Origin of the sequence: Sphingobacterium sp. lm-10 (assembly GCF_023554555.1) — a bacterium.
In the GTDB taxonomy this organism is placed as follows: Bacteria; Bacteroidota; Bacteroidia; order Sphingobacteriales; family Sphingobacteriaceae; genus Sphingobacterium.
In genome coordinates this window covers 54,309-77,315 of the sequence record NZ_JAMJWC010000001.1, presented here as the reverse complement: position 1 = coordinate 77,315, position 23,007 = coordinate 54,309, and the positions used below count along the sequence as shown (strand labels likewise).

Here is a 23,007-nt window from a genome sequence, read left to right as displayed (position 1 = left end):
ACCTTTAAAAATATATATATTTATCATAAAATCAGATATATACATAATATATATCAATAATTTATAAATACAAAGACAAAAAACATTACTAACAAATTTAGCTTTATGCGTAAATGAACAAAATATTGAATTATAAAAACTTCTTAATCAAGATTTTAACTGTATTAATATATATAATCAATTCACATAATACAATTGGTCAGATTATTGACAACGAACAGGTGGATCCGCGTATTAAATGGGAGCAGTTTAATTTGCGTCATCATCGTATTATTTTTCCAAAGACCTACCGTCGGCAGGCTTCTCTCCTATCGCATGATCTAGATACTATGCGCCATTATGCAAACGCAGATTTGGGTACGAATCCCAAAAATATCCCAGTGATTCTACATGCCAATCATATATTGCAAAATGGATTTGTACAACTTGCACCACGCAAAACTGAGTTCTTCCCCCTACCGAGTGGTGTAGCGAGTAACGTAGAATGGTTGCAAAACCTAGCCCAGCACGAACTACGACATGTGGCACAAATGGACAAATTGACAGGTAGATTTACGGCGCCATTTTTGGAACAATTTGCCTTTGCCTTGTTTGGCTTACATCTCCCAGCATGGTATTTTGAAGGAGATGCAGTAGCAACAGAAACCCAATTTTCTACGGGCGGGCGCGGGCGGATGCCCGCTTGGTTTATGCCACTTCGTGCCAATGAAGTTAGTGGCAGATCCTATACTTTTGACAAAAACATACTAGGCTCTTTCAAAGATATCACGCCCAATTTTTACCTTACTGGGTACCTCATGAATGTACACCTGACCAATCAGTTTGGCTATGAAATCAGAGAAACCATGTTGGAAGAAATGCGACGGAATCTATTCAGGCCTTTTAACTTTTATAAAGCATTGCACGGACAGACGCGTACTTATAATAGCAGAAGATTATACCAAAGCGCTATAGATTCTATCGGGAATATTTGGACTCAAGAGGCCGAAGGAAAAGAAATGATGAACCATCTGGCAGTACCCTCTAGTCGTTACCCTCAAAACTATGTACTCCCTCAATATGACGACGGAAAGCTCTTTGCTTTATTTCAAGGACCACAAAAAATACCGCAGATCGTGTCCATTATGGATGGAAAAGCACAACATATTGCCTACACAGGGCAGCAACTAATGCCCTATTATCACATTAACAATGGGATGATGGTGTGGGATGAAGTTCGTAAAAACGCACGGTATGGAAAAAACACTTTTCAAGTGATCCATTTGATGGATTGGCAAACCAAACGCAGAGAGACACTCTATTTACCCGACTTTGTGTACACTCCGGTATTATCTCCGGACAACAGTAAATTGGCCGCAATACGCCTTGACCCGGCAGGCCGAAGCAGTATATTGATATACGATATTGCGGCTAAATCTGTTGCCGAAGAATTCTTACTACCAGAAGGAATACATATTCAGCAACCGCAATACCACAGCAGTGGCCAAAAGATCGTTTGTATTGCGGTCTCCGATCTCGGCACTACCTTATTCGAATTTAACACCGTAAACAACCAATATGCACCAATTTTACCCTGGGATCAACAGCATTTAGAACGTCCTATATATGCTGGAGACGATATTATTTACAAAGCACACTACAATGGTATTGATAATATATATCGTTGGGATAGTGGCACAAAATCTATTCAACAGCTGACGAATGCACTATACGGCGCATTTAATCCTTCCATGATGCCTTCTGATTCGGTGATCTTTAATGAGTACACACCAGATGGCCAGCAGATCGTAATGCAGCCTATAATCGACATGCAGGTGGTCTCTGCATCCTCTATTAAAAATGTGCTTTATGACCAAGATGATACAGGACAGAAAGACTTAAACAGTATTTCTTTGCCGAAATTAGCATTAGATACCGCCCTTAGTCGGCCCTACCATACCATCTCAAGCCTCTTCAACTTCCATAGCTTATCGATTAGTAGCAATAATTTTGAAAGTCTTGATAACTTTAGACCAGGCTTATTTTGGTTGGCCAACGATCTCTTAAACACCTCACAGATTACTTTGGGTTATGAATATGATACAGATATCCGCAAAAGTATCTACAGCGCCGACCTCACCTATGCCAAATACTATCCAAGATTCACCCTTCGCTACGAAAACAGGGGACAGATTGGCCAAGCGCGACTACCGGATGATACTTACGCGCAATTTGATTGGAGAGAACATTATTATGCAGCGAATGTACAAATACCATTCTCCATATTTAGGCAGCATATGATCTATAGCTACGGTGTAAATTTAGGCAGCTCCTATCTTAAGCGATACGATGTGAATATGCAACTCAATAATTTTAATGAAGAGATTGCATTTCCATTGAATTACCAAGCTTATTTCAACCGTAACATGCGACGCAGTGTGATGGATTTGCAGCCCCGGTGGGGCCAAAATTTCAATATAACATATCGACATTTACCTTTTGCCGCTGAGGCCATAGATGGGCAGATTTTTTCGATTAGAACAGGCTTCTTCCTCCCGGGATTGATGCTGAATCATGGTCTGCAAATACGAATGAGCTTTCAGCATAAAACAGGCTCCTATTTATTCAACAATGACATCCCGGTAGTCAGCGGTTTTGGGTATTTCCCATCTCCTAGAGTGGACAACACGGTATTGCTATCGTACCGATTGCCGATCGCTTATCCGGATTGGACTGTAGGACCACTGGTTTATGTAAAACGCATTCAGGCACGCCTTTTTTCTGATTATCAAAATATACAAGACTCAGGATTGGCTCCGAAGACATTCGGCTTAGGCCTATCCGCTGATGTCAATTTCTTACGCTACGTTTTGCCTGATATAAATATAGGAGTACAAGGCATTTACATCAACGACAATCGCGCTTCGCAACGCGTCGTTCCTGTATTCAACTTTAGTTACACCTATTAATTTCCGCATTAGCGATATTCCTTAGCACAAAAAAGGTTCATCCGAAAAAATCGAATGAACCTTTTTTATGTATAATAAAATGTGTTTTTACAATTTATTCTCCTTCGGAGATCGCTTTAACACCAGGTAGCGTTTTGCCTTCCATGTATTCTAATAAAGCGCCGCCACCGGTACTTACGTAACTCACATGCTCGGTCATACCAAATTTAGAAACCGCAGCAGCAGAATCACCACCACCAATTAGTGAAAATGCACCTCTTTCGGTAGCTTTTACCACCGCATCTGCCACCACGCGCGTACCTTTTGCGAAGGTATCCATTTCAAACACACCCATTGGACCATTCCATAGCAGTGTATTCGAAGCACTAATCACCTCGGCAAAATGCTCACCCGATTCTGAACCGATATCCAAACCTTGCTTATCAGCAGGAATAGCATCGTTTGCACCATTGTATACTTCTGCATCATTGGCGAATCGATCAGCAATCTGTGCATCAGTAGGCAATACGAGATTCACGTTTTTTTCTTCTGCTTTCTTCACCAAAGCATTTGCCAAATCCAGTTTATCTAACTCTACCAGTGACTTACCAATCTCGCCACCACGTGCTTTCACGAAAGTGTAGGCCATTCCGCCACCGATAATAAGGTTGTCCACTTTATCCAACAAGGCTTCAATGAGCTCCAATTTATCAGAAACCTTCGCACCACCCATGATGGCGGTAAACGGTCTTGTTGGGTGGTTCATTACCTTTTCGGCATTTTCAATTTCTTTGGCCATTAGGTAACCAACGAATTTATTCTTTGGAAAGTTTTCTGCGATCACAGCGGTGGAAGCATGTGCGCGGTGTGCCGTTCCGAATGCATCATTTACATATACATCTCCTAAGGCAGCCAATTTTTTTGCAAAATCCTGATCGCCTTTCTCTTCTTCTTTATAGAAACGAAGGTTTTCTAACAGTAATACTTCACCCGCTTTCAAAGAAGCAGCTTTATCTGTAGCCTCACTACCGATACAGTCGTTAGCAAATTGCACCTCTACACCCAGTACTTTCGAAAGGTGTTTTACAATATGCTTCAAAGAGTATTTCTCTACAGGACCATCTTTTGGTCTACCGAGATGAGACATCAGGATAACTGACCCACCATCTTTCAAGATCTTTTGTATGGTCGGCACAGCACCTTGTATACGATTATCATCGGTTATATTGAAATCGTCATCCAATGGCACGTTGAAATCCACACGAATAAGCGCTTTTTTACCCGAAAAATTTAAATCATCAATAGTTTTCATAGTTCAAACTTTAAGGCCTAAATATACAAAAAAGCACCTCTTTTAAAAGCTTAAGATCTGTTAATTTAAAAAGTAAACCGCATTTTACGGCATAAAAAAACCTACAGAAAATATTTCTGTAGGTTTTTATAAATAGTCCCGTATTTATAGGACTACCTGTATGTGTTAGGCTTTGTTTGCGACTAATTTCACTTTGAAGTTGATTTCTTTAGAAATCAAATCATCTTCTTTACCTGTGTAGTTAACTCCCCAATCTGCACGTGTGATGTTGAAATCAGCATTCACTTTTACAGTTGTTTCGGTGATCTCTTCTACATTTGCGTCGAAAGTGATATTTTTAGAAATACCTTTGATCGTTAAGTTACCAGAAATAATTACTTGATTTGCTGATGCTCCTTCACGCACTTCTGTGATCTGGAATGTAGCTTCTGGGTGAGCTGTAACATTAAAGAAATCTTCGTTTTTCAAGTGACCATCCAAGTTGTTTTTGTACTCGCCTTCTAAGTCAGTTGAGCTGATGGTGTTCATATCCAACACAAAGTTACCACCAGTAACCGCTTCGTTATCTACTAATAGAGAGCCAGATTTGATGTCTACTGTACCTTCGTGAGCACCAGTTACTTTAGTACCTTTCCATACTAATGATGAATGCGTAGTATCTACATCGTATGCTGTTCCTACTGATTCGCCCGCTTCAACAGCATCTGCTGTATCTGCTTTTTTACCTTCTGGATTGCCAGCACATGCCGACAAAATTAATGCAGCTGCTGCCGCTACTACTGTCATTCTTTTCATGATTGATCTATTTAATGTTTAAACATCTAATTTGCAACAAAGATATAAAGTATTCTGCAATAAGTAAAAAAAATCAAAAACATCTAATGACCTTGTGGTGAGGCTTCTACACGACGAATATCTGCACCCAGTGCTTTTAAGCGTTTTTCAATATGCTGATAACCTCGTTCAATTTGTTCTATATTATGAATAACAGAGGTGCCTTGCGCAGACAATGCGGCAATTAAAAGCGAAACCCCAGCTCGAATATCTGGCGAAGTCATCTCAATTCCACGCAAGGTATTTTGCTTATTTAAGCCTATTACCGTAGCACGGTGTGGATCGCATAAGATAATCTGCGCACCCATATCAATCAGCTTGTCTACGAAAAACAAACGGCTTTCGAACATCTTTTGATGAATGAGTACATTTCCTTTAGCTTGTATAGCGGTAACTAATACAATACTCAGTAAGTCTGGTGTAAAACCAGGCCATGGCGCGTCCGAAATGGTCAAGATAGATCCGTCGATGAACGTATCTATTTCGTAGCTATTTTGAGCAGGTATGTAAATATCGTCTCCACGAAGTTCAAATTTTATTCCCAATCGAGCAAATACAGAAGGAATAATGCCTAACTCCTGAAAACAAACATCTTTGATGGTTATTTCGGAGCCGGTCATCGCAGCTAGTCCGATAAATGATCCGATTTCGATCATATCTGGCAGCATCCTATGTGTCGTACCACCCAATTTTTCTACACCTTCGATTGTCAGCAAGTTAGAGCCGATACCGGAGATATTAGCCCCCATACGGTTCAACATTTTACACAATTGTTGCAAGTAGGGTTCGCAAGCTGCATTGTAGATTGTCGTCGTACCTTTAGCTAATACGGCTGCCATCACAATGTTTGCCGTTCCGGTTACCGATGCTTCATCCATCAGGATGTAAGTGCCCTGCAATTGGGTAGCATCTACATTAAAGAAGTGCTTTTCAGCATCGTACGTAAATTTAGCTCCCAATTTTTCAAAGCCCAAAAAGTGCGTATCAAGCCTTCTACGGCCAATTTTGTCCCCTCCTGGTTTTGGAATTGCGGCTTTACCGAAGCGAGCCAATAATGGTCCTACGATCATAATCGATCCGCGTAAGCTGCCCCCTTTTTTCTTAAATTCTTCGGACTGGAAATAATCGATGTTGATATCCTTTGCCTCAAACTCGTACGTATCATCGTTTAGGCGGTTGACAGAAACGCCTAGCGCTGCCAGCAGATCTATTAATTTATTGACATCTTTAATATCGGGGATATTGCTGATGGTGATCTTTTCAGAAGACAATAATACGGCAGAAATTATCTGCAATGCTTCATTCTTGGCTCCCTGTGGAATAATCTCTCCACTTAATGGCTTACCGCCACGTATTTCAAACGCATTCATAGGTATATAGCATTCCATTGAGGTAACAGAAGAGGTAGATCGTGATCTACCTCTTCTGTTACTTACAATTTATTGAAATTTCTTTCTGTTGTTGTTAAAATTGTTGTTCTTGTTATTGTTATTGTTGCTGTACCCACCCACCTTTTTCTTCATCATGGGCTTCTTGCCTGAACCGGCATTCTTCTGATGGCTACTCTGCTGGTTGGTCATGGTAGATTTTGTGCGACTTCCTGGAGGCGCAGATTTGAAATCTAACTTGGTAAGCACTGTATCGGCGGGTAATACTAACACACCTTTGGATAGCTCTTTCAAATCCTGAATAATATGTTCATCCGACACAGAATCTTTATTCCAAGAAAGATAGGCCATCTTCATAAAGTTCGCAATAGAAAGCGCCATACGCTCGGTATACTCTGGCTCTGGCTGTGCGATCGCTTTGCTAATCATATCTTCTACCGTGCGGCCATAGTGCTTGTAACGAATGCGTTTTTGCGGATATGGGAGCGTTTCTGGTTTATGTCTGATATCATCTCGATCCGGAATAGGGTACGGAGAATCTACATCAATCTTAAAATCAGAAATGATATATAGGTGATCCCAAAGCTTATGTTTAAAATCAGACACATCACGCAAATGCGGATTCAAAACTCCCATCATATCGATCACTACCTGAGCCAGACGGTTACGCTCTTCGCGGTCGTCTATGGTACAGATATAATCGACCATATTTTGCACATTACGGCCATATTCGGCCAAAATCAAGTGCGACCGAGTACTATTATAATCAAAATTCATAGTGTTATTTTATATGCAAACGCCTGATTATGAAGTTAATGACGTTCTGTAATTGTTTTAATTGTGCTTTTCTATACAATTCTAAGCTTAGCAAATTTAAGCAACAATTGCTTCTGTCCCAACTCTTTGAAAAAAATAGTTGCTTTTATGTCGGGCTTGTTACCCTCTAGATTAACTACTTTACCAAAACCGAATCGCTCATGCTCCACTTCCATACCTACTTGTAGCCCGCTCGTATCCGATGGTGCAAATCCTGCCGTCGGCACATGGGCTTTAGGCAAAATTGAAGTCGTTTTAACCACTTTAGGCTTCGGCTTGCTAAATGACTCTTCTCTTTGCCAGGCCATGCGCTCGGATTGAAAACCTCCCTCCTGCTGCGCAGGAACTCTTGGTTTAAAATCTAACTCTAGGCAGGCCGGAGCCAATTCATCCAAAAACCGACTCGGCTCACAGTTATTTAAAGAACCCCAGCGATAGCGCGATGTGGCATAAGAAATATGTAACTTCTTCTCTGCACGCGTCACGGCCACATAAAATAGTCGGCGCTCTTCTTCTAATTCGGATCTTGAGTTTAGAGACAGTTGAGATGGAAAAAGGTTTTCTTCCATACCTACGATAAACACAGAATTAAACTCCAATCCCTTCGATGCATGTATCGTCATCAGCGAAACCGTATCCGCATTTGGATCTTTGTCTTTGTCGTCATTGGTTAGCAAAGCCACATCCTGCAAAAAGATATCCAAGCCTTTCTCTTCCAAATCCTCTCTTTCAGAAAATTCTTTAATACCGTTGAGCAATTCCTGAATATTTTCATACCGGCTCAACCCTTCGACGGACTTATCTTCATACAAGCTCTTCAGAATCCCGGAGTGCTGTGCGATATGCATTGCCGTATCGAAAGCAGAATGATTTTTTGCTGTAGCTTGAAAACTTTGGATCATGGTCGCAAAATTCACGACAGCCGTGGCACTTCGCCCATCAAGAATACTACCAGCATTTGCTAAGACATCCCAAAGTCGATAATTATTCTGATCCGCCGCGACCATAAGCTTTTCAATGGTGGTATCGCCAATTCCTCGGCGTGGATAATTGATCACGCGCTTCAGTGCTTCCTCATCATTTGGGTTGAAAGTGAGTCTGAAATAGGAGATCAAATCCTTGATTTCCTTCCGTTGGTAGAAGGAGGTTCCGCCATACAGTTTATAAGGAACATTGAGCTTACGTAAGGCTTCTTCCAACGAACGGGATTGCGCGTTGGTACGATACAGAATGGCAAAATCCTTATAACGTAAGCTTTTTAATGCCTTTTCCTGCGTGATAGCTTCGGCGACGATTTTCCCTTCTTCATTGTCCGAGAAAGCACGATTAACCTTAATTTTTTCGCCATCCTCGTTATCAGAAAAGACATTTTTCTCTAACTGGTTCTTATTGTTGGCAATAATACTGTTAGCCGCATTCACGATCATCTTGGTAGAACGATAGTTCTGTTCCAATTTGAATACCTTTACATCAGGATAATCTTTCTGAAAATTTAGGATGTTTTGAATATTCGCTCCTCGAAATGCATAAATACTTTGCGCATCATCTCCTACCACACAGATATTTTCGTGCACCGCAGCCAAACGCTTCACAATAAGGTATTGCGAAAAGTTGGTATCCTGATACTCATCCACCATGAGGTATTTGAACTGATGCTGATATTTGTGCAATGTATCTGGATGTTTATTGAGCAAAACATTGGTTTTGAACAACAAATCATCAAAATCCATCGCTCCTGCACGGTAACATCGTTGCGCGTAGGTCATGTAGATTTCTCCCAATTGCGGGCGACCATTAGCACGATCTTCGGCCATAATGGCCTCATTTTTATTATATTCCTGAGGAGAAATCAAATTATTCTTGGCCGAAGAAATCCGTCCGTACACATGATTTACATTATATAGCTTATCGTCGAGATTCATCTCTCGCAATATCGCGCGAAGCAAACTCTTCGTATCATCTGTATCATAAATCGTAAAATTGCGTGGATAGCCAATCAACTCAGCTTCCGAACGCAAGATTCGTGCGAAGACAGAGTGAAAGGTACCCATCCAAATATTCTTTGCTTCCGACCCTACTACTTTCATGATCCGCTCTCGCATCTCTTTTGCAGCCTTATTGGTAAAAGTCAACACCAAAATATTGAATGGATCTACTCCTTGGCGAATCAAATGGGCTACGCGATACGTAATGACACGCGTTTTTCCAGATCCGGCTCCCGCTACAATCATTACCGGGCCTTGAATTTGTTCTACCGCACCACGTTGGGAGGGGTTGAGCCCGGCTAAATAATCTCCTATATTACTATTATTCAATGAATTATGCACCTTAATTTTCTGTTCACAAATTATTTACATCCTATTTCGTGATTTAGTCATCCGATCTCGAAACATCTTTCAAATTTACGAACTTTATATCGGTCTATTGAACCCAAATTAGAAACCTATATCAAATAGCGTTAAATTTGGCTTAATGAGGTGGGAATGGCTTCCGTTATTTGAAATTATTGATCATAAAACACTGCTGAAATATGCACCGCCAAAAACAGATTTCGGCGGTGCATATTATTGTTAATCGATCTGAACTGGTTTTCTTTCGCGAACAGAACGTATAGCCGCAACGGCAATCTTTGCAGCCTCCTTGCCATCTACCGCCCCTACCGGAACAGGCGTATCATCAATACAGGCGCGCACGAATGCACGCATTTCTGCTAAATAAGAGTCTGTGTAGCGATCCATAAAGAAATTTAAAGGTAAAGACGCCTCTACCATGTTCTTTCCATAATAAAGATGCGTATCCGGAGCATTGTTTTCCACTTTGGCCATTCCTTTGGAACCAAATACTTCCATACGCTGATCATAGCCATAAATGGCTTTACGGCTATTATCAATCACAGCTAATGCACCATCTTCAAAACGTAGCGTGATCACCGCCGTATCAATGTCGCCAGCAACTTCCACGTCGCCGCCGGTTAAGGTGGAGGCCTCTGCATAGACCTGCACCACCCTTTTGCCCATCATATACCGCGCCATGTCAAAATCATGAATGCTCATATCTAAAAACATACCTCCCGAGCTTTGCAAGTAAGTCAAGGGCGGCGGCCCGGGATCTCTACTGGTAATTTTGACAATCTGTAAATCGCCAACCTTTCCATCTTGCACCAAGCTACGCAGCTTTAGGAAATTAGGATCAAACCGTCTGTTGAATCCAAGCATCAACTTAATATCCGTTTCTTCTAGTACCGCCAGTGTTTTTTCAATACGATCCAAGGAAAGATCCAAGGGTTTTTCACAGAAAACATGTTTACCAGCACGTGCACACCGTTCGACATAATCGGCATGCGTATCGGTTGGCGAACAAATCACCACCGCATCGATATCAGGACTGTCGATCAAGCTGTCTACGTCTGTAAGCGTTACCTCTTGCGGCAATCCGTCCTGATTTACATCCGCAAGTAGCAGTACCTGCGCATCCTCTATTTGTTGTGCAATATTGTTGTAGTGTATTTTGCCGATTCGGCCAAAGCCGATAATACCTATTTTGAGCTTCATAACTTTTCTGTTTAGATTCCTAATCTTTGTAAATACGCCCTATTTTTTGCTGCATACACCTTCGGTCTTCCCATGCCCGGCAACACATCCTGCTCCACCACAATCCAGCCCTCATATCCGCTTTGTTCCAAAATTTCAAATGCTGCATGAAAGTCTACATTTCCTTTACCCAGCTCACAAAAAATACCATGACGCACTGCATCAAAATAATCCCATCGATGATCCTTCAACCTTGCCGCTACCGAGGGATCAAAATCCTTGAAATGTACATGCCATATGCGATCGATATATTTTTGCAATCCTTTTATTGGATTTCCACCGCCCAATGCATAGTGTCCAGTGTCAAAACACAGCCCAATACTGCTGGGATCAGTCAGTTTCAAGAAGGTCTCCACTTCATTTACTGTCTCTACGTAGCCAGCACCATGGTGATGAAATACCGTGCGAAGGCCATAGCTTTCCCTTACTGCATTGGCAATGGCCTCTGCGCCTTGTGCAAATACCTGCCATTGTTCGTCCGTTAAACCCTGTGCCTCCACAATACGTCCCGCGTGTTGTGTACGTTCGGTAACACTACCGTTATCATCGGCCAATACAATGAATGCGTCGTCATAGCCAGCTTCCTTTAGCAACTTGGCCACGCGGAGCGCTGCATTCTTTCCTGGTTCGTGCGCATCTGCAACGGCCAACGCGACTGGAACAAAAGCACCAACAAGCTCTAGTTCATGTGCGTTTATTGCGGCGCGCAGGGCGTTAGGATCTGTCGGCATAAAACCCCAGTCACCCAATTCTGTACCGATATAACCGGTTTCTTGGATTTCACGAAGTACCTGCTCATATTCCGGTTCCTTGGCTTCAAAGTCAAATTCTAAAACACCCCACGAACATGGCGCATTCGCAATTCTTATCTTTTCCATCGATTTAAAATTTTCTAGACCATTCTTTCGGCCAACGTTCAATAACAACTTTCGTCTGTGTAAAAAACTCGATGGCATGACGCCCCTGTCCATGGAGGTCGCCAAAGAAGCTGTCGTTCCATCCGCTAAAAGGAAATTGCGCCATCGGTGCGGCCACACCTATGTTGATTCCGATGTTTCCGGCATTTGCTTCACTTCTGAACTTCCGCGCGTGTGCGCCGCTACTCGTGAACAAACAGGCCATATTGCCGTACTGGTTTTTGTTAACGAAAGCAATGGCTTCATCAACCGTTGGAAGGTTGATCAAACTCATAACTGGCCCGAATATTTCAGTTTTGATAAGCTTTCCATCTAATGGGACGTCGGCAAGAATAGTGGGTTTCAAAAAATTCCCTTGTTCAAATCCATCGATACTCGCCTGACGACCATCCAGCAGCAACGCAGCGCCTTCCTGTTTCCCTAGCGCAATAAGATTTTCAATACGTGCTTTGCTTTCCGTTGAAATCACAGGACCCATGTCCACCTGTTCATCCAGTCCGTAGCCGGTAACCCTACTCTTCGCAGCTTCATACAGCGCCTCTTTCACACGCCCCTGCTGGTCGTCGACAAGCACAATATTAGAGGCTGCAAGGCACCGCTGTCCAGCACAGCCATACACGCTATCCGTAATGATACGCGCTGTGGTATCCAAATCGGCATCTGGAAGCACCACGACAGGATTTTTGGCTCCACCTTGAGCCTGCACACGTTTGCCATGCTGTGCGCCTTTGGCATATACATAACGTGCTACCTGGGTAGATCCGACAAAGCTTACCGCTTTTACTAAAGGGTGCTCCAACAAGGCATCCACCGTTTCTTTACCACCATGCACGAGGTTGACCACGCCTTTAGGCAAGCCTATCTGCTCCATAAGCTGCACGACCTTTTGCATCGTCAACGGTACTTTTTCAGATGGCTTCAGGACAAATGTATTTCCGCAGGCGATGGCATAAGGTAGAAACCAGAAAGGAATCATCCCCGGAAAATTAAATGGCGCAATACATACACATACCCCCAGTGGTTGCCGAATAACAAACTCATCCACCCCACGGGCGATGTTCTCGGAAAACTCACTTTGCATCAACAGCGGTGTGGCACAGGCGGTTTCCACATTTTCAATCGCACGCTGCATTTCGCCCAAAGCTTCCGCTTTGGTTTTTCCCGATTCTTGGGTAATGGTTTCTGCAAGTTCGTGCAGGTGATTTTCCAAAAGCGTCTTGAGACGAAAAAGTGGCTGTACACGTTGCATAACCGGCGTTTCAGCCCAAGATGCGGCCGCTGATGCAGCGGCCTTAACAGCTTGGTCAACGTCAATACCTGTAGCAGGACCATAGGGAACAGCAGCTAAACGTTCCTGTGTTGCTGGATTAATCACAGTAATAGACTCCGATTCAGCACTTTGCACCCAGCCTGCATTTACATAATTCTTTAATATTTCCATTTTTATTTAATTTTAAACGTTTCCTAATAATATATAGATAGCCAACGTTACGAGCAGCAGCGCCAAGCCAAAGGGCTTTGCATAACGCCAGGCAAGCATCGGTATCGGTGCCTCATTTTCCAAAGTCTCTGACACCACTGGCCGTGGGTAAAAATAAGATACCGCGAACATGACGCCCATGTTCAACAAAAACTCAATTCCCCAGAGGTGAACGAAATGGATATTCACTTTAAAAATGAATGTACAAGACACATAGAATAGTAAGCCTATACACATCGCTGCCTTTGCCGCTGGCGCGGAGATGCGTGGAAAGAAAAATCCACCCAACATAATGGAAGCAATGGGAATAAAAAATATACCGTTTAGCTCCTGCAGAAGTTGGTACAAACCGTTAGGAGCACGAGCGACGAAGGGGGCCGCAATAATAGAACTCACCGCCAAGATGCTCGCAGCAAGGCGTCCCATACGCACCAAGGTGCGATCGTCTGCCTTTTTATTGATCAGGCGCTTGTAAACATCAATGCTAAAAATCGTGGATGCGCTGTTCAAAACGGCATTAAAAGTACTTAACACCGCCCCGACTATAATTGCCGCAAACAAGCCCAATAACGAGACAGGCAGAATACGTTTCACCAGTGCAGGATAAACCAAATCTTGATCTGCGTAAAATTCGTCCTTGAAATAGTAATAACCGATCACTCCTGGCAGTACGATGATAAAAGGCACCAGGATCTTTAACATCCCCGTGTACAACAGCCCTTTCTGTGCTTCCTCCAAATTTTTGGCACCAAATACTCTTTGTATAATGGTTTGATTCATGCACCAAAAGTAGATTTGGTTGATCATCAAACCGGTGAAAAGCGTACTAAAGGGTAATATCGAATCTTCTGCTCCAATAACATTGAATTTTTCCGGACTATGCCTGAACAGCTTTTCCATTCCCAACAAAGGATTCCCATCACCAATATAAATCAGGGCGAGAACTGGGATGAGGAGGCCAGCTAGCAACAATCCGTAACCATAGATAACATCTGACACCGCAACGGCCTTTAGCCCTCCAATCACCGCATAGGCCGCACCGAGTACGCCGACCACTACCACCGTGATCCATAGGCTACTTGCTTTGCTTATACCCAAAAGCTCTGATGTATTGAAGATACTTTCTAAATTGATCGCTCCGGTGTAGAGGACAATCGGCAACAAGGTTACGGCAAATGAGACCAACAAAAACAGCGCAATAAGTGAGCTTGTACCTTTGTCGAAACGTCTATCCAGATACTGTGGGATCGTGACGACTCCCATACGCAAGTACTTTGGAACAAAGTATATGGCCGCCAGGATTAATGCCAAGGCCGAGGTGACCTCCCAAGCAATAATAATAAAGCCGTTTCTATAGGCCGAGCCATTCATACCTACCAAATGCTCGGTGGAGATATTGGACATGATCATAGACGCTGCAATAACGGATCCCGTCAAGCTCCTACCTCCCAAAAAATACCCGTCCTGCGACGACAGGTTATCCTTCCGCAGTCGATACCAGGCATAGATGCCTACAAAAACTGTAAAACCTACAAAACTAATAACAGTAATCATAATACTGTATTAGAGATGATAGCGCTGACGCTCTTTCTGTTCGCTATTTTTTTGATACGCTTCGCACACCTTAGCATTGTAGGCAACGGAAGCGATCGGCACCTCCCACCAAGCATGTCCATAGCCCGCCATTTTACGTTCGCCAGCGGTCTCGACATAGATCACTGTTGTACTATCTGTTGTTTTAGCAACCTGTAGCGCTTCCGCGAAGTCGTCCGGCCGATGCGCTTCCAACACGATAGCGCCTAAACTGCGAGCATTTTCTGCTAGATTCACTGGTAGTAATCCGCCGTCTAACTGACCCGACTCGTTGTTACGAGCGCGATATTGTGTACCAAAACCTTCCATACCCAGGGATCTGGAAAGCCCTCCAATACTGGCGTAGCCGTGGTTATTAATCAGGATAATAATAAGCTTGTATCCTTCTTGTATGGAGGTTATTATATCAGCAGACAACATTAAAAAGCTGGCATCGCCCACCATTACATAAACTTCTCGCGATGGGGTTGCCATCTTTGCGCCTAGGCCACCAGCGATCTCATAACCCATACAAGAATATCCATACTCTACATGGAAACCTTTGGGATCTCGTGTACGCCACAGCTTGTGCAGATCTCCCGGTAAACTACCAGCGGCACAGAGTACTACATCTTCTGGAGCAGCATATTCGTTGACCAATCCGATGATCTCTGCTTGCGATAAACTATCCGCTGCAAGTGGCGTATAGGCCGCTGTCACGCGTTGATCCCATTGTTCGTTAAAAAATTGCGCACGCGCGCGATAATCAGCATCCACTTGGTAGCCTTCCAGCCGGAGCAGCAGCGCTTCTAAGGTAGCTCTAGCATCACCGACAAGTGGTAATGCGGATTGTTTATAAGCATCAAATGCGGTGATGTTGATATTGATAAAGGTTACCGCATCATTTTGAAAAGCCGTGTTAGAAGCCGTAGTGAAATCGCTGTATCGCGTACCTATTCCGATCACCAGGTCAGCCTCGGCTGCATAAACATTTGCGCCCTCCGTTCCCGTAGCACCCGCAGCGCCCAGCGCCTGGGGGTGGTCGTAGCGCAGCGCGCCTTTTCCGGCAAAAGTTTCCGCCACCGGAATACCCGTTTGATCTACAAAGCGTTGAAGTGCCGCACTCGCCTCACTATATAGGACACCACCGCCGGCAACAATCAAAGGTTTTCTAGCGGTACGAATTTTGGCAACGGCCCGATCCAGCAATGTCGTATCGGGCAAAGGCCGAGCGATAAACCATGTTTTCGGCTCAAACAGTTCGATCGGAAAAGCGAAAGATTCTGTCTGTACATCCTGTGGCAAACAAAGCGTCACTGCTCCCGTCTCAGCGGGTGACGTGAGCACACGTAACACTTGGGGAAGCGATGCAATGACCTGTTCGGGTCGAGTGATGCGATCCCAAAAACGAGAAACCGGACGAAAACAATCATTCACGGACAGATCTGCGCTATGAAATGATTCCAGCTGCTGCAGCGCTGGATCGACATGGCGCGTAGCAAAAGTGTCTCCAGGCAGCAGTAAAACTGGCAGGCGATTTATGGTAGCTGACGCAGCCGCAGTGAGCATATTGGTAGCACCGGGTCCGATAGATGCTGTGCAAGCAAAGGTCTCCATACGATTTTTCATTCTGGCGTAGGCCGCAGCGGCATGCACCATCGCCTGTTCATTCCGTGACTGGTAGTAACGAAAGTTTGGATATTCAGACAGCGCCTGTCCGATACCACCCACATTGCCGTGCCCAAAGATGCCAAAGCATCCTGCAAAAAATTTATTGATTTCACCGTCTCGCTCGACCGATTGTTGATCCAAATATTGGATAATCGCCTGTGCGACGGTAAGTGTAACCGTCTTTTTCATCCGCTTATGTTTAGTTTATAATTTAGAAAGTGTGCATATGTAATGCTATGGAAGGCTTGTTAAATAGCGGTGCTACTAAAAGCCGCCATACTTTTCAATAAAGGCCATCGATTGAGACAGGCGGGGCATAAAATTGGCGCAACCCGATTCCAAGACTACTTGTGCTCCGCTTGCATTTCCCATCCTGCAGCACTTGTACAAACTCCAACCTTGCAGGTATCCGTAGATAAAACCTGACGCGAACGCATCACCTGCCCCCAATACGTTCAACGGTAACACCGGAAAGCCGGGCACGTCAACGCGTTCCTTTCCGGCTTCATAGATGCTTACTCCATTGGCCCCACGCTTCACGATCAGAATCTGCACTCCCAAAGACAATACCCCCTCTATAGCTTGATCAATATCACCGGAAATGCTGGGAGCAGAAATCTGTTGGTGCTCGATGGTTACTTGGGAAGCATCTTCTAACATGGCTGCCAACAATTCCTCTTCGGTGCCGATGGCAATATCAATCTTGGGCAAGAGCGCACGGGTCATAATCCCAAAAGAACGAACGTCAGCCCATTGATCGGCACGAAAGTCAATGTCTAATAACGTATTTGTGCCCGTCTGATTCGCTCGCTCAACCGCAAAAAACACAGCACTGCGACTAGGTTCAACGTGCAATGCCGTACCCGAAATCTCCAGTAAACGTACCTCGTTCATTGGTATCGCATTCACGTGATCAATATTGATCTGCGAGTCGGCAGCATTGTTCCGATAAAAAACCAAAGGAAAAGTATCCGGTGGCTGTATGCCCAATAGTACGGCACTGCTGCGCGCATGGGCAATGCGTGGGATAAAAGCAGTTTCTATGCCTTCCTTTTCCAAAAAGTTTAAAATGAAATCACCTACTTTATCATAACCTACACCTGTCAGCAAGGCCGTTTTTAAGCCAAGTCGTGCGCAGCCTGTGGCAATATTCAATGGAGATCCGCCTACAAAGGCATCAAATCCTTTTATTTCGACAAATTCGGCTCCGATATTCTGCGAATACAGATCAATGGAGGAACGACCAACGGTTAAAACATCGTATCTTTTCATATCTTATCTTTTTAGGGTATTCATTATAGCAGAAACCAAAGGGAGTCGATCATCAATACCTGTCCAAGTATCAAATATCCAAGCATGTTCGGGGTCAGGTGTGTTCGCTAATGATTGGTCAGATCCAGCCAAGAAATTTAGGTAATAGACATCATATCCATGTCCAGCTACCACAGGATGGTAGCCTCTAGGCACCATCACTACATCGTTGTTTCGCGCTATTGCGACCTCATCAAGAGAACCATCACTCGTGTAAACTCGTTGCATGGCATATCCCTGTGGCTTGGCCACTTTATAGAAATACGTTTCCTCCAAACGAGCTTCCAAGAGCTCCCCTTCTTTATCGACGACGCGTTCATCGTGCTTGTGGGCAGGAAAAGAACTCCAATTCCCCGAGGGGGTGTACACCTCTACGACGACCAAGCGATGGCAGGGAAAGCCCGGCCCCAACAGGTCATTTATTTGTCGGCTTGCATTGTCGCCCCCACGAATCTCTACAGCCAGCTCTTCCGGCTTCTTAAACACCGGCGCAAAATCTTTATCCGTTTCACACCAACCGTATGCAAGATCAAGTACGGTACTACTAGCTGTAAGCGTAAACTTAGTACGACGGGGTAGATACAATACGTGCGGCATACCCGAAAAAACGTCGCGACGTCCGTTTGTTGTTTTCCAGGAACCGCAGTCACTTTCCACGATGTAATCTCCACCCAGTAAGATAATGGCATACTCCTGTTCCAAGGTATCTACTGTCCATGTTTCGCCAGCCAGCATGCGGCGCGCACCAAAATTCAGGTATTGCCACCCGGCATCTTCCCGGGTAATATATTGGTAGTTTTCCTGCTGATCCTCGGCATTTACAACCAAAGGATACTTCTCCGATCTTTTCATACGTATATTTCTGTCTTTATCTATTTTATAGGATGGTTAGTTATAGATGGTTAGCTTACACACATTCATCGTTATGCGGCACAGCCGCCAGCGACAAATCATCACATACGTTTCTTACTATAGATTACTTTGCTTGCCGTCCCGGAAGTAAGCGGCCTTCTCCACGGAGTTCAAACACTGAAATTTATCCATACAAAACTTGGTAAGCGCATCGATGTATAGCTTTCCTGGAGCTACAGGATCGAACACCTGCGGTTGATTAGCAAAAAACTCGCGATGCACACGTGTCCACAATACGCGTAGATCCGTTGCCACATTCACTTTGCATACTCCAAACCCGATGGCCCGACGTATTTCCTGATCGGAAACGCCTCTTGCGTCTTGTAATAGAGAGCCGCCTACCGCATTGATCCGCTCGATTTCGGCAGCCGAAACGGCAGATCCACCGTGCAGCACAAGTGGAAAGCTGGGCAATTCATGTTGGATGGCAGCAAGGACATCGAAGCGAATGCCCTGATCTCCCTTAAATTTATAAGCGCCGTGGCTCGTACCCACGGCAACGGCCAAGCTATCACAACCTGTCTGCTGCACAAATGAAGCTGCTTGCTCCGGCTGGGTATATGCGGACAAAGAAACATCAACGATTAAATCATCCTCTACGCCGCTCAATACGCCAAGCTCTGCCTCTACAAAAATGCCTTGCAGATGAGCTGCATCCACCACCGCTTTGGTACGCTTGCAATTTTCTGGGAATGGGTCGTGGGATGCGTCGATCATGACAGAATTGTATCGGCCGTCCTGCAAAGCGGAGTCTATATGGAGCTCGTTGCCGTGATCCAGATGTAGGGCATACACCACGTCAGGGTGCTGTTTTGCCGTTGCCAAAATCATAGCCAGGAGCGACTGCGCAGTAGCATAATCCCGAGCAGCGGGCGTTGTTTGGATAATGACCGGTGAATCGCTGAGCTCTGCTGCACGAAATACCGCCAGCACCTGCTCAAGCGTAAATACGTTGATCGCCGCGATGGCATAATCGCCATAACAATGCTTAAACAATACATTGGGAGAAACAATCATCTGGTTTATTTACTTGGTTTTACATTACAAGTAAACAGGAAATTAGGCGATCCTCCAAAATTAGTCATGCAAAGGTTTGCATAACAACAAGGGGGAATATGTGTGTTTAAACGTACTATTCCGAATGTAAGCAAGCGATCAAATGATATGTCCCAAAAAAAGATATGTTGTAGAAATTAGTTACCCAAATCATTACGTAACTTCATACTTTAATAACACCAGTCTAGATTGTTCACATTATCGACTGTTTTTTCCGAGGCGTGCGTTGCGGCTATCCAAATAGGAATCATTTATAAATCAATTATGAAAAAAAAACGTCAAACCTCTATCACCGACCTTGCGAAAGAGCTTGGCCTATCAGCGTCCACCGTCTCACGTGCACTGCGGCACCACCCCGCAATAAGCGAACACACCACAAACAGGGTATTGGAACTCGCCGAACGGCTTAAATACCAACCTAATCGATTGGCATTAGGTCTGCTTCATGATACAACCGGTGTTATTGGCGTTGTTGTTCCAGAAATTACAGGTTATTTTTTTGCGACGGTCATCAGCGGAGTGCAGGATATGGTAAGCGAAGCTGGCTATAAGCTCTTGATCTACCAAACCAACGAATCATTTGAGGAGGAACGAGAACTATTACTGGATATGGCGGCTCTGCGATTGGATGGTGTACTCATCAGTCCAAGCCACGAAACAAAGGATTACCAACATTTTGAACAGTTAAGAAACGCGGGAATACCCTTAGTTATTTTCGATCGCGATTGTCCAAATTTTGAAGCTGATAAAGTTTTGGTGGATAGTTATACAGGAGCCTATGAAGCCGTAGACTACCTGATCAGCAGCGGTTCCAAACGAATTGTCCATATAGCTGGTCCGATCTCTTTCCCTACATTTAAACAACGACTGGATGGCTATCTCGACGCACATTATGAAAACAATCTTCGGATAAATTCCGAATTGATTATTCGCAGCGACGATTTTTCCGCAGAAGCAGGTTTCAATGCCATTGATAGATTGTTTGCGACGCAACAGGTTTTTGATGCTATTTTCGCTGTTAACGATGCTGTCGCTATCGGTGCTTTACACAATCTGCGTGAACGCGGATATGCCATACCCCATGACATTGCTGTCATCGGTTTCGATGATGAGCCTTATGCACAGCACTTTTACCCCACCCTCTCCACCGTATGGCAACCAGCTTATGAATTGGGTATGTTATCGGCAAAAATCTTGTTAGACTACTTTTCGAAGGAAGGCGCTCCAAATGCTTACCGTTGCGAAGTGATGAAGCCAGAGCTCGTTATCCGTGAATCCTCGAGCCGCAAATTGACCCCCTCATAGTTTGCGGATATGGTTAGGTAATTATAATCTTTAAAGTACTGCTTTCCCATTAAAATTGTGACATTTTAACGGGATACTGGTAGTAAATATCGTTATGACAGCCGCGAAAGATCGCGGTTGAGAATTGCTTTCATTCTTTGATTTAGCGATATTTGCGCTGTCGAGACAGCCTATTCTATAACTCAGGTGGCTTTATTTAGAAAATCTAAAAGGGAGCATCGTCTGGCATATCATTCATACGAGATGGCATCGTGATGCCGCCTCCAAAACTATCCGAGGGAGCCATTGCTGACGGAGATGGCGGTCCGCCGAAGGCACCAAAACCATCATCTTTACCATTATCCATACCGTAAAAATCGTCTTCAAGGTCGACAAACTTCACATATTTACCGATAAATTTCAACGGCACAATACCCGTCTCCCCGTTCCGGTGTTTCGCGATGATTACCTCACCAACACCTGCTGTTGGGCGACCTTCTTCATCTTCCGTCATACCATAGTACTCCGGACGATACAGGAACAGCACCATGTCGGCGTCCTGCTCGATAGATCCAGATTCACGTAAATCGGATAGCATTGGTCTTTTACTATTACCGGGTCTGGATTCTACTGCACGACTTAATTGTGACAGGGCTAACACAGGCACATTCAATTCTTTGGCCACCGACTTCAACGCACGGGAAATACTACCGATTTCCTGCTCCCGGTTTCCGCCACCTTTGCCTTCGCTTTTACCATGCATCAGTTGCAAATAATCGACAATGACCATCTGTATATCATGCTGCGCTTTCAGACGGCGGCATTTGGCACGAAACTCAAATACATTTAAGGCTGGTGTATCGTCAATGATAAGCGGCGCTTCTGTCAATCGGCCAATGCGCGAATGCAATTGCTGCCATTCGTGATCCGCCAGATTTCCTTTTTTTAATTTCTCTTGCTCAATCTCCGTTTCTCCGGCAATCAAACGATTTACCAGCTGTACAGAAGACATCTCTAAGGAGAATACAGCTACCGGACGTTGGTGGTCCACTGCTGCATTTCGCGCTACAGAAAGCACGAAAGCTGTTTTACCCATCGCAGGACGCGCTGCGATAATCACCAAATCAGATGGCTGCCAGCCCGACGTCATGCGATCCAAGGCCGTCAAACCACTTGGAATACCGGTCAATCCATCCGTACGATCGCGCAATAATTCCAATGCATTGATCGCTTCTCGCATGATATCATCCATCTTCCTGGAATCACGACGTAGGTTATTTTGTGCGATATCAAAAAGGCTTTTCTCTGCATGATCCAGCAAATCGAAGATATCGCTGGTTTCATCATAAGATGCGTTGATAATCTCCGTAGAAACTTGGATAAGCTCCCGTTGTATGTATTTCTGAGAGATAATACGGGCATGGAACTCAATGTTTGCAGCAGACACGACGCGATCGGTTAATTGCGTAATATAATATGCTCCGCCCACCATCTCTAAGGCTCCCATTTGCCGCAACTCAGTGGTCACCGTTAATAAATCAATCGGTGAAGTCTTTTGAAACAGATTATAAATGGCCTGAAAAATCTTTTGGTGCGATTCCTTATAAAAAGACTCTGGCTTTAAAATGTCTATAACCTCACTTAATGCATTTTTTTCTAACATAAGCGCGCCCAATACGGCCTCTTCCAGATCGGGGGCTTGCGGCGGTAACTTGCCCAGTCCACCGATCAAGTTGCTAACACTTGCGCGCTTTCTGTTCAAATTTGCCTTGCCGGGTTTTCCGGAGTCGTTAGTATTGTTATCGCTTTGTTGTGACATATAGTAAATTTGGATTTAGAGAGGGTTTTTCACACATTCCCAGATTCCGTCAGACAGAATACATTTAATGGGATAGCAAAAGTAACAAAAATAGCTACCGTGTAGGATTTTAGTTTTA

Annotated in this window: 16 protein-coding genes; 2 read left to right on the top strand and 14 right to left on the bottom strand. The window is 44.2% G+C overall.

The genetic code is table 11. From position 1 onward, the window contains the following. Nucleotides 1-113: 113 nt before the first annotated feature. Nucleotides 114-2,948: a hypothetical protein gene (locus tag M8998_RS00320; protein WP_249989992.1), complete on the top strand. Its 2,835-nt coding sequence runs from the start codon at nucleotides 114-116 to the stop codon at nucleotides 2,946-2,948. 94 nt (nucleotides 2,949-3,042) lie between these two features. On the opposite strand, the gene M8998_RS00315 is transcribed toward M8998_RS00320, so the two are convergent. The 13 genes from M8998_RS00315 to M8998_RS00255 all read right to left on the bottom strand — a co-directional run bounded on the left by M8998_RS00315 (nucleotide 3,043) and on the right by M8998_RS00255 (nucleotide 19,747). After that, nucleotides 3,043-4,239 (bottom strand): phosphoglycerate kinase, encoded by a 1,197-nt coding sequence (locus tag M8998_RS00315; protein WP_249989991.1) that lies wholly within the window; start codon nucleotides 4,237-4,239, stop codon nucleotides 3,043-3,045. Nucleotides 4,240-4,404: 165 nt separating this feature from the next. Then, nucleotides 4,405-5,034 (bottom strand): YceI family protein, encoded by a 630-nt coding sequence (locus M8998_RS00310; protein WP_249989990.1) that lies wholly within the window; start codon nucleotides 5,032-5,034, stop codon nucleotides 4,405-4,407. Nucleotides 5,035-5,117: 83 nt separating this feature from the next. Beyond that, entirely contained in the window at nucleotides 5,118-6,443 is a 1,326-nt protein-coding gene (gene murA, locus M8998_RS00305) for a UDP-N-acetylglucosamine 1-carboxyvinyltransferase (protein WP_249989989.1), read from the bottom strand. Between the two features lie 69 nt (nucleotides 6,444-6,512). Then, nucleotides 6,513-7,238 (bottom strand): DUF4290 domain-containing protein, encoded by a 726-nt coding sequence (locus M8998_RS00300; protein WP_249989988.1) that lies wholly within the window; start codon nucleotides 7,236-7,238, stop codon nucleotides 6,513-6,515. Between the two features lie 71 nt (nucleotides 7,239-7,309). Next, entirely contained in the window at nucleotides 7,310-9,604 is a 2,295-nt protein-coding gene (locus tag M8998_RS00295; RefSeq protein ID WP_349665638.1) for an ATP-dependent helicase, read from the bottom strand. A gap of 243 nt (nucleotides 9,605-9,847) precedes the next feature. Then, on the bottom strand, nucleotides 9,848-10,828 hold the full coding sequence (gene iolG, locus M8998_RS00290) for an inositol 2-dehydrogenase (RefSeq protein WP_249989987.1): 981 nt from the start codon (nucleotides 10,826-10,828) through the stop codon (nucleotides 9,848-9,850). 11 nt (nucleotides 10,829-10,839) lie between these two features. After that, nucleotides 10,840-11,745, bottom strand: a complete 906-nt coding sequence (locus tag M8998_RS00285) for a TIM barrel protein (RefSeq protein WP_249989986.1) — start codon at nucleotides 11,743-11,745, stop codon at nucleotides 10,840-10,842. Between the two features lie 4 nt (nucleotides 11,746-11,749). Next, a complete protein-coding gene (locus M8998_RS00280; RefSeq protein ID WP_249989985.1) occupies nucleotides 11,750-13,225 on the bottom strand; it encodes a CoA-acylating methylmalonate-semialdehyde dehydrogenase in 1,476 nt (491 codons plus the stop codon). 12 nt (nucleotides 13,226-13,237) lie between these two features. Continuing rightward, nucleotides 13,238-14,818 (bottom strand): solute:sodium symporter family transporter, encoded by a 1,581-nt coding sequence (locus M8998_RS00275; protein WP_249989984.1) that lies wholly within the window; start codon nucleotides 14,816-14,818, stop codon nucleotides 13,238-13,240. Nucleotides 14,819-14,827: 9 nt separating this feature from the next. Further along, the gene (iolD, locus tag M8998_RS00270) at nucleotides 14,828-16,696 is read right to left on the bottom strand and encodes a 3D-(3,5/4)-trihydroxycyclohexane-1,2-dione acylhydrolase (decyclizing) (protein ID WP_249989983.1); all 1,869 of its coding nucleotides are present in this window, start codon (nucleotides 16,694-16,696) and stop codon (nucleotides 14,828-14,830) included. A gap of 75 nt (nucleotides 16,697-16,771) precedes the next feature. Further along, the gene (gene iolC / locus M8998_RS00265; protein ID WP_249989982.1) at nucleotides 16,772-17,779 is read right to left on the bottom strand and encodes a 5-dehydro-2-deoxygluconokinase; all 1,008 of its coding nucleotides are present in this window, start codon (nucleotides 17,777-17,779) and stop codon (nucleotides 16,772-16,774) included. Nucleotides 17,780-17,782: 3 nt separating this feature from the next. Continuing rightward, nucleotides 17,783-18,670, bottom strand: coding sequence for a 5-deoxy-glucuronate isomerase (iolB, locus tag M8998_RS00260; protein ID WP_249989981.1), 888 nt, complete (start codon nucleotides 18,668-18,670; stop codon nucleotides 17,783-17,785). A gap of 117 nt (nucleotides 18,671-18,787) precedes the next feature. Next, on the bottom strand, nucleotides 18,788-19,747 hold the full coding sequence (locus M8998_RS00255) for a class II fructose-bisphosphate aldolase (protein WP_249989980.1): 960 nt from the start codon (nucleotides 19,745-19,747) through the stop codon (nucleotides 18,788-18,790). A gap of 303 nt (nucleotides 19,748-20,050) precedes the next feature. On the opposite strand from M8998_RS00255, the gene M8998_RS00250 reads away from it, so the two are divergent. Beyond that, complete coding sequence (locus M8998_RS00250; protein WP_249989979.1) at nucleotides 20,051-21,091, top strand: LacI family DNA-binding transcriptional regulator; 1,041 nt, start codon at nucleotides 20,051-20,053, stop codon at nucleotides 21,089-21,091. 205 nt (nucleotides 21,092-21,296) lie between these two features. Here M8998_RS00250 and dnaB read toward each other — a convergent pair whose 3' ends face one another. Continuing rightward, on the bottom strand, nucleotides 21,297-22,889 hold the full coding sequence (gene dnaB / locus M8998_RS00245; RefSeq protein WP_249989978.1) for a replicative DNA helicase: 1,593 nt from the start codon (nucleotides 22,887-22,889) through the stop codon (nucleotides 21,297-21,299). Nucleotides 22,890-23,007 lie beyond the last annotated feature (118 nt).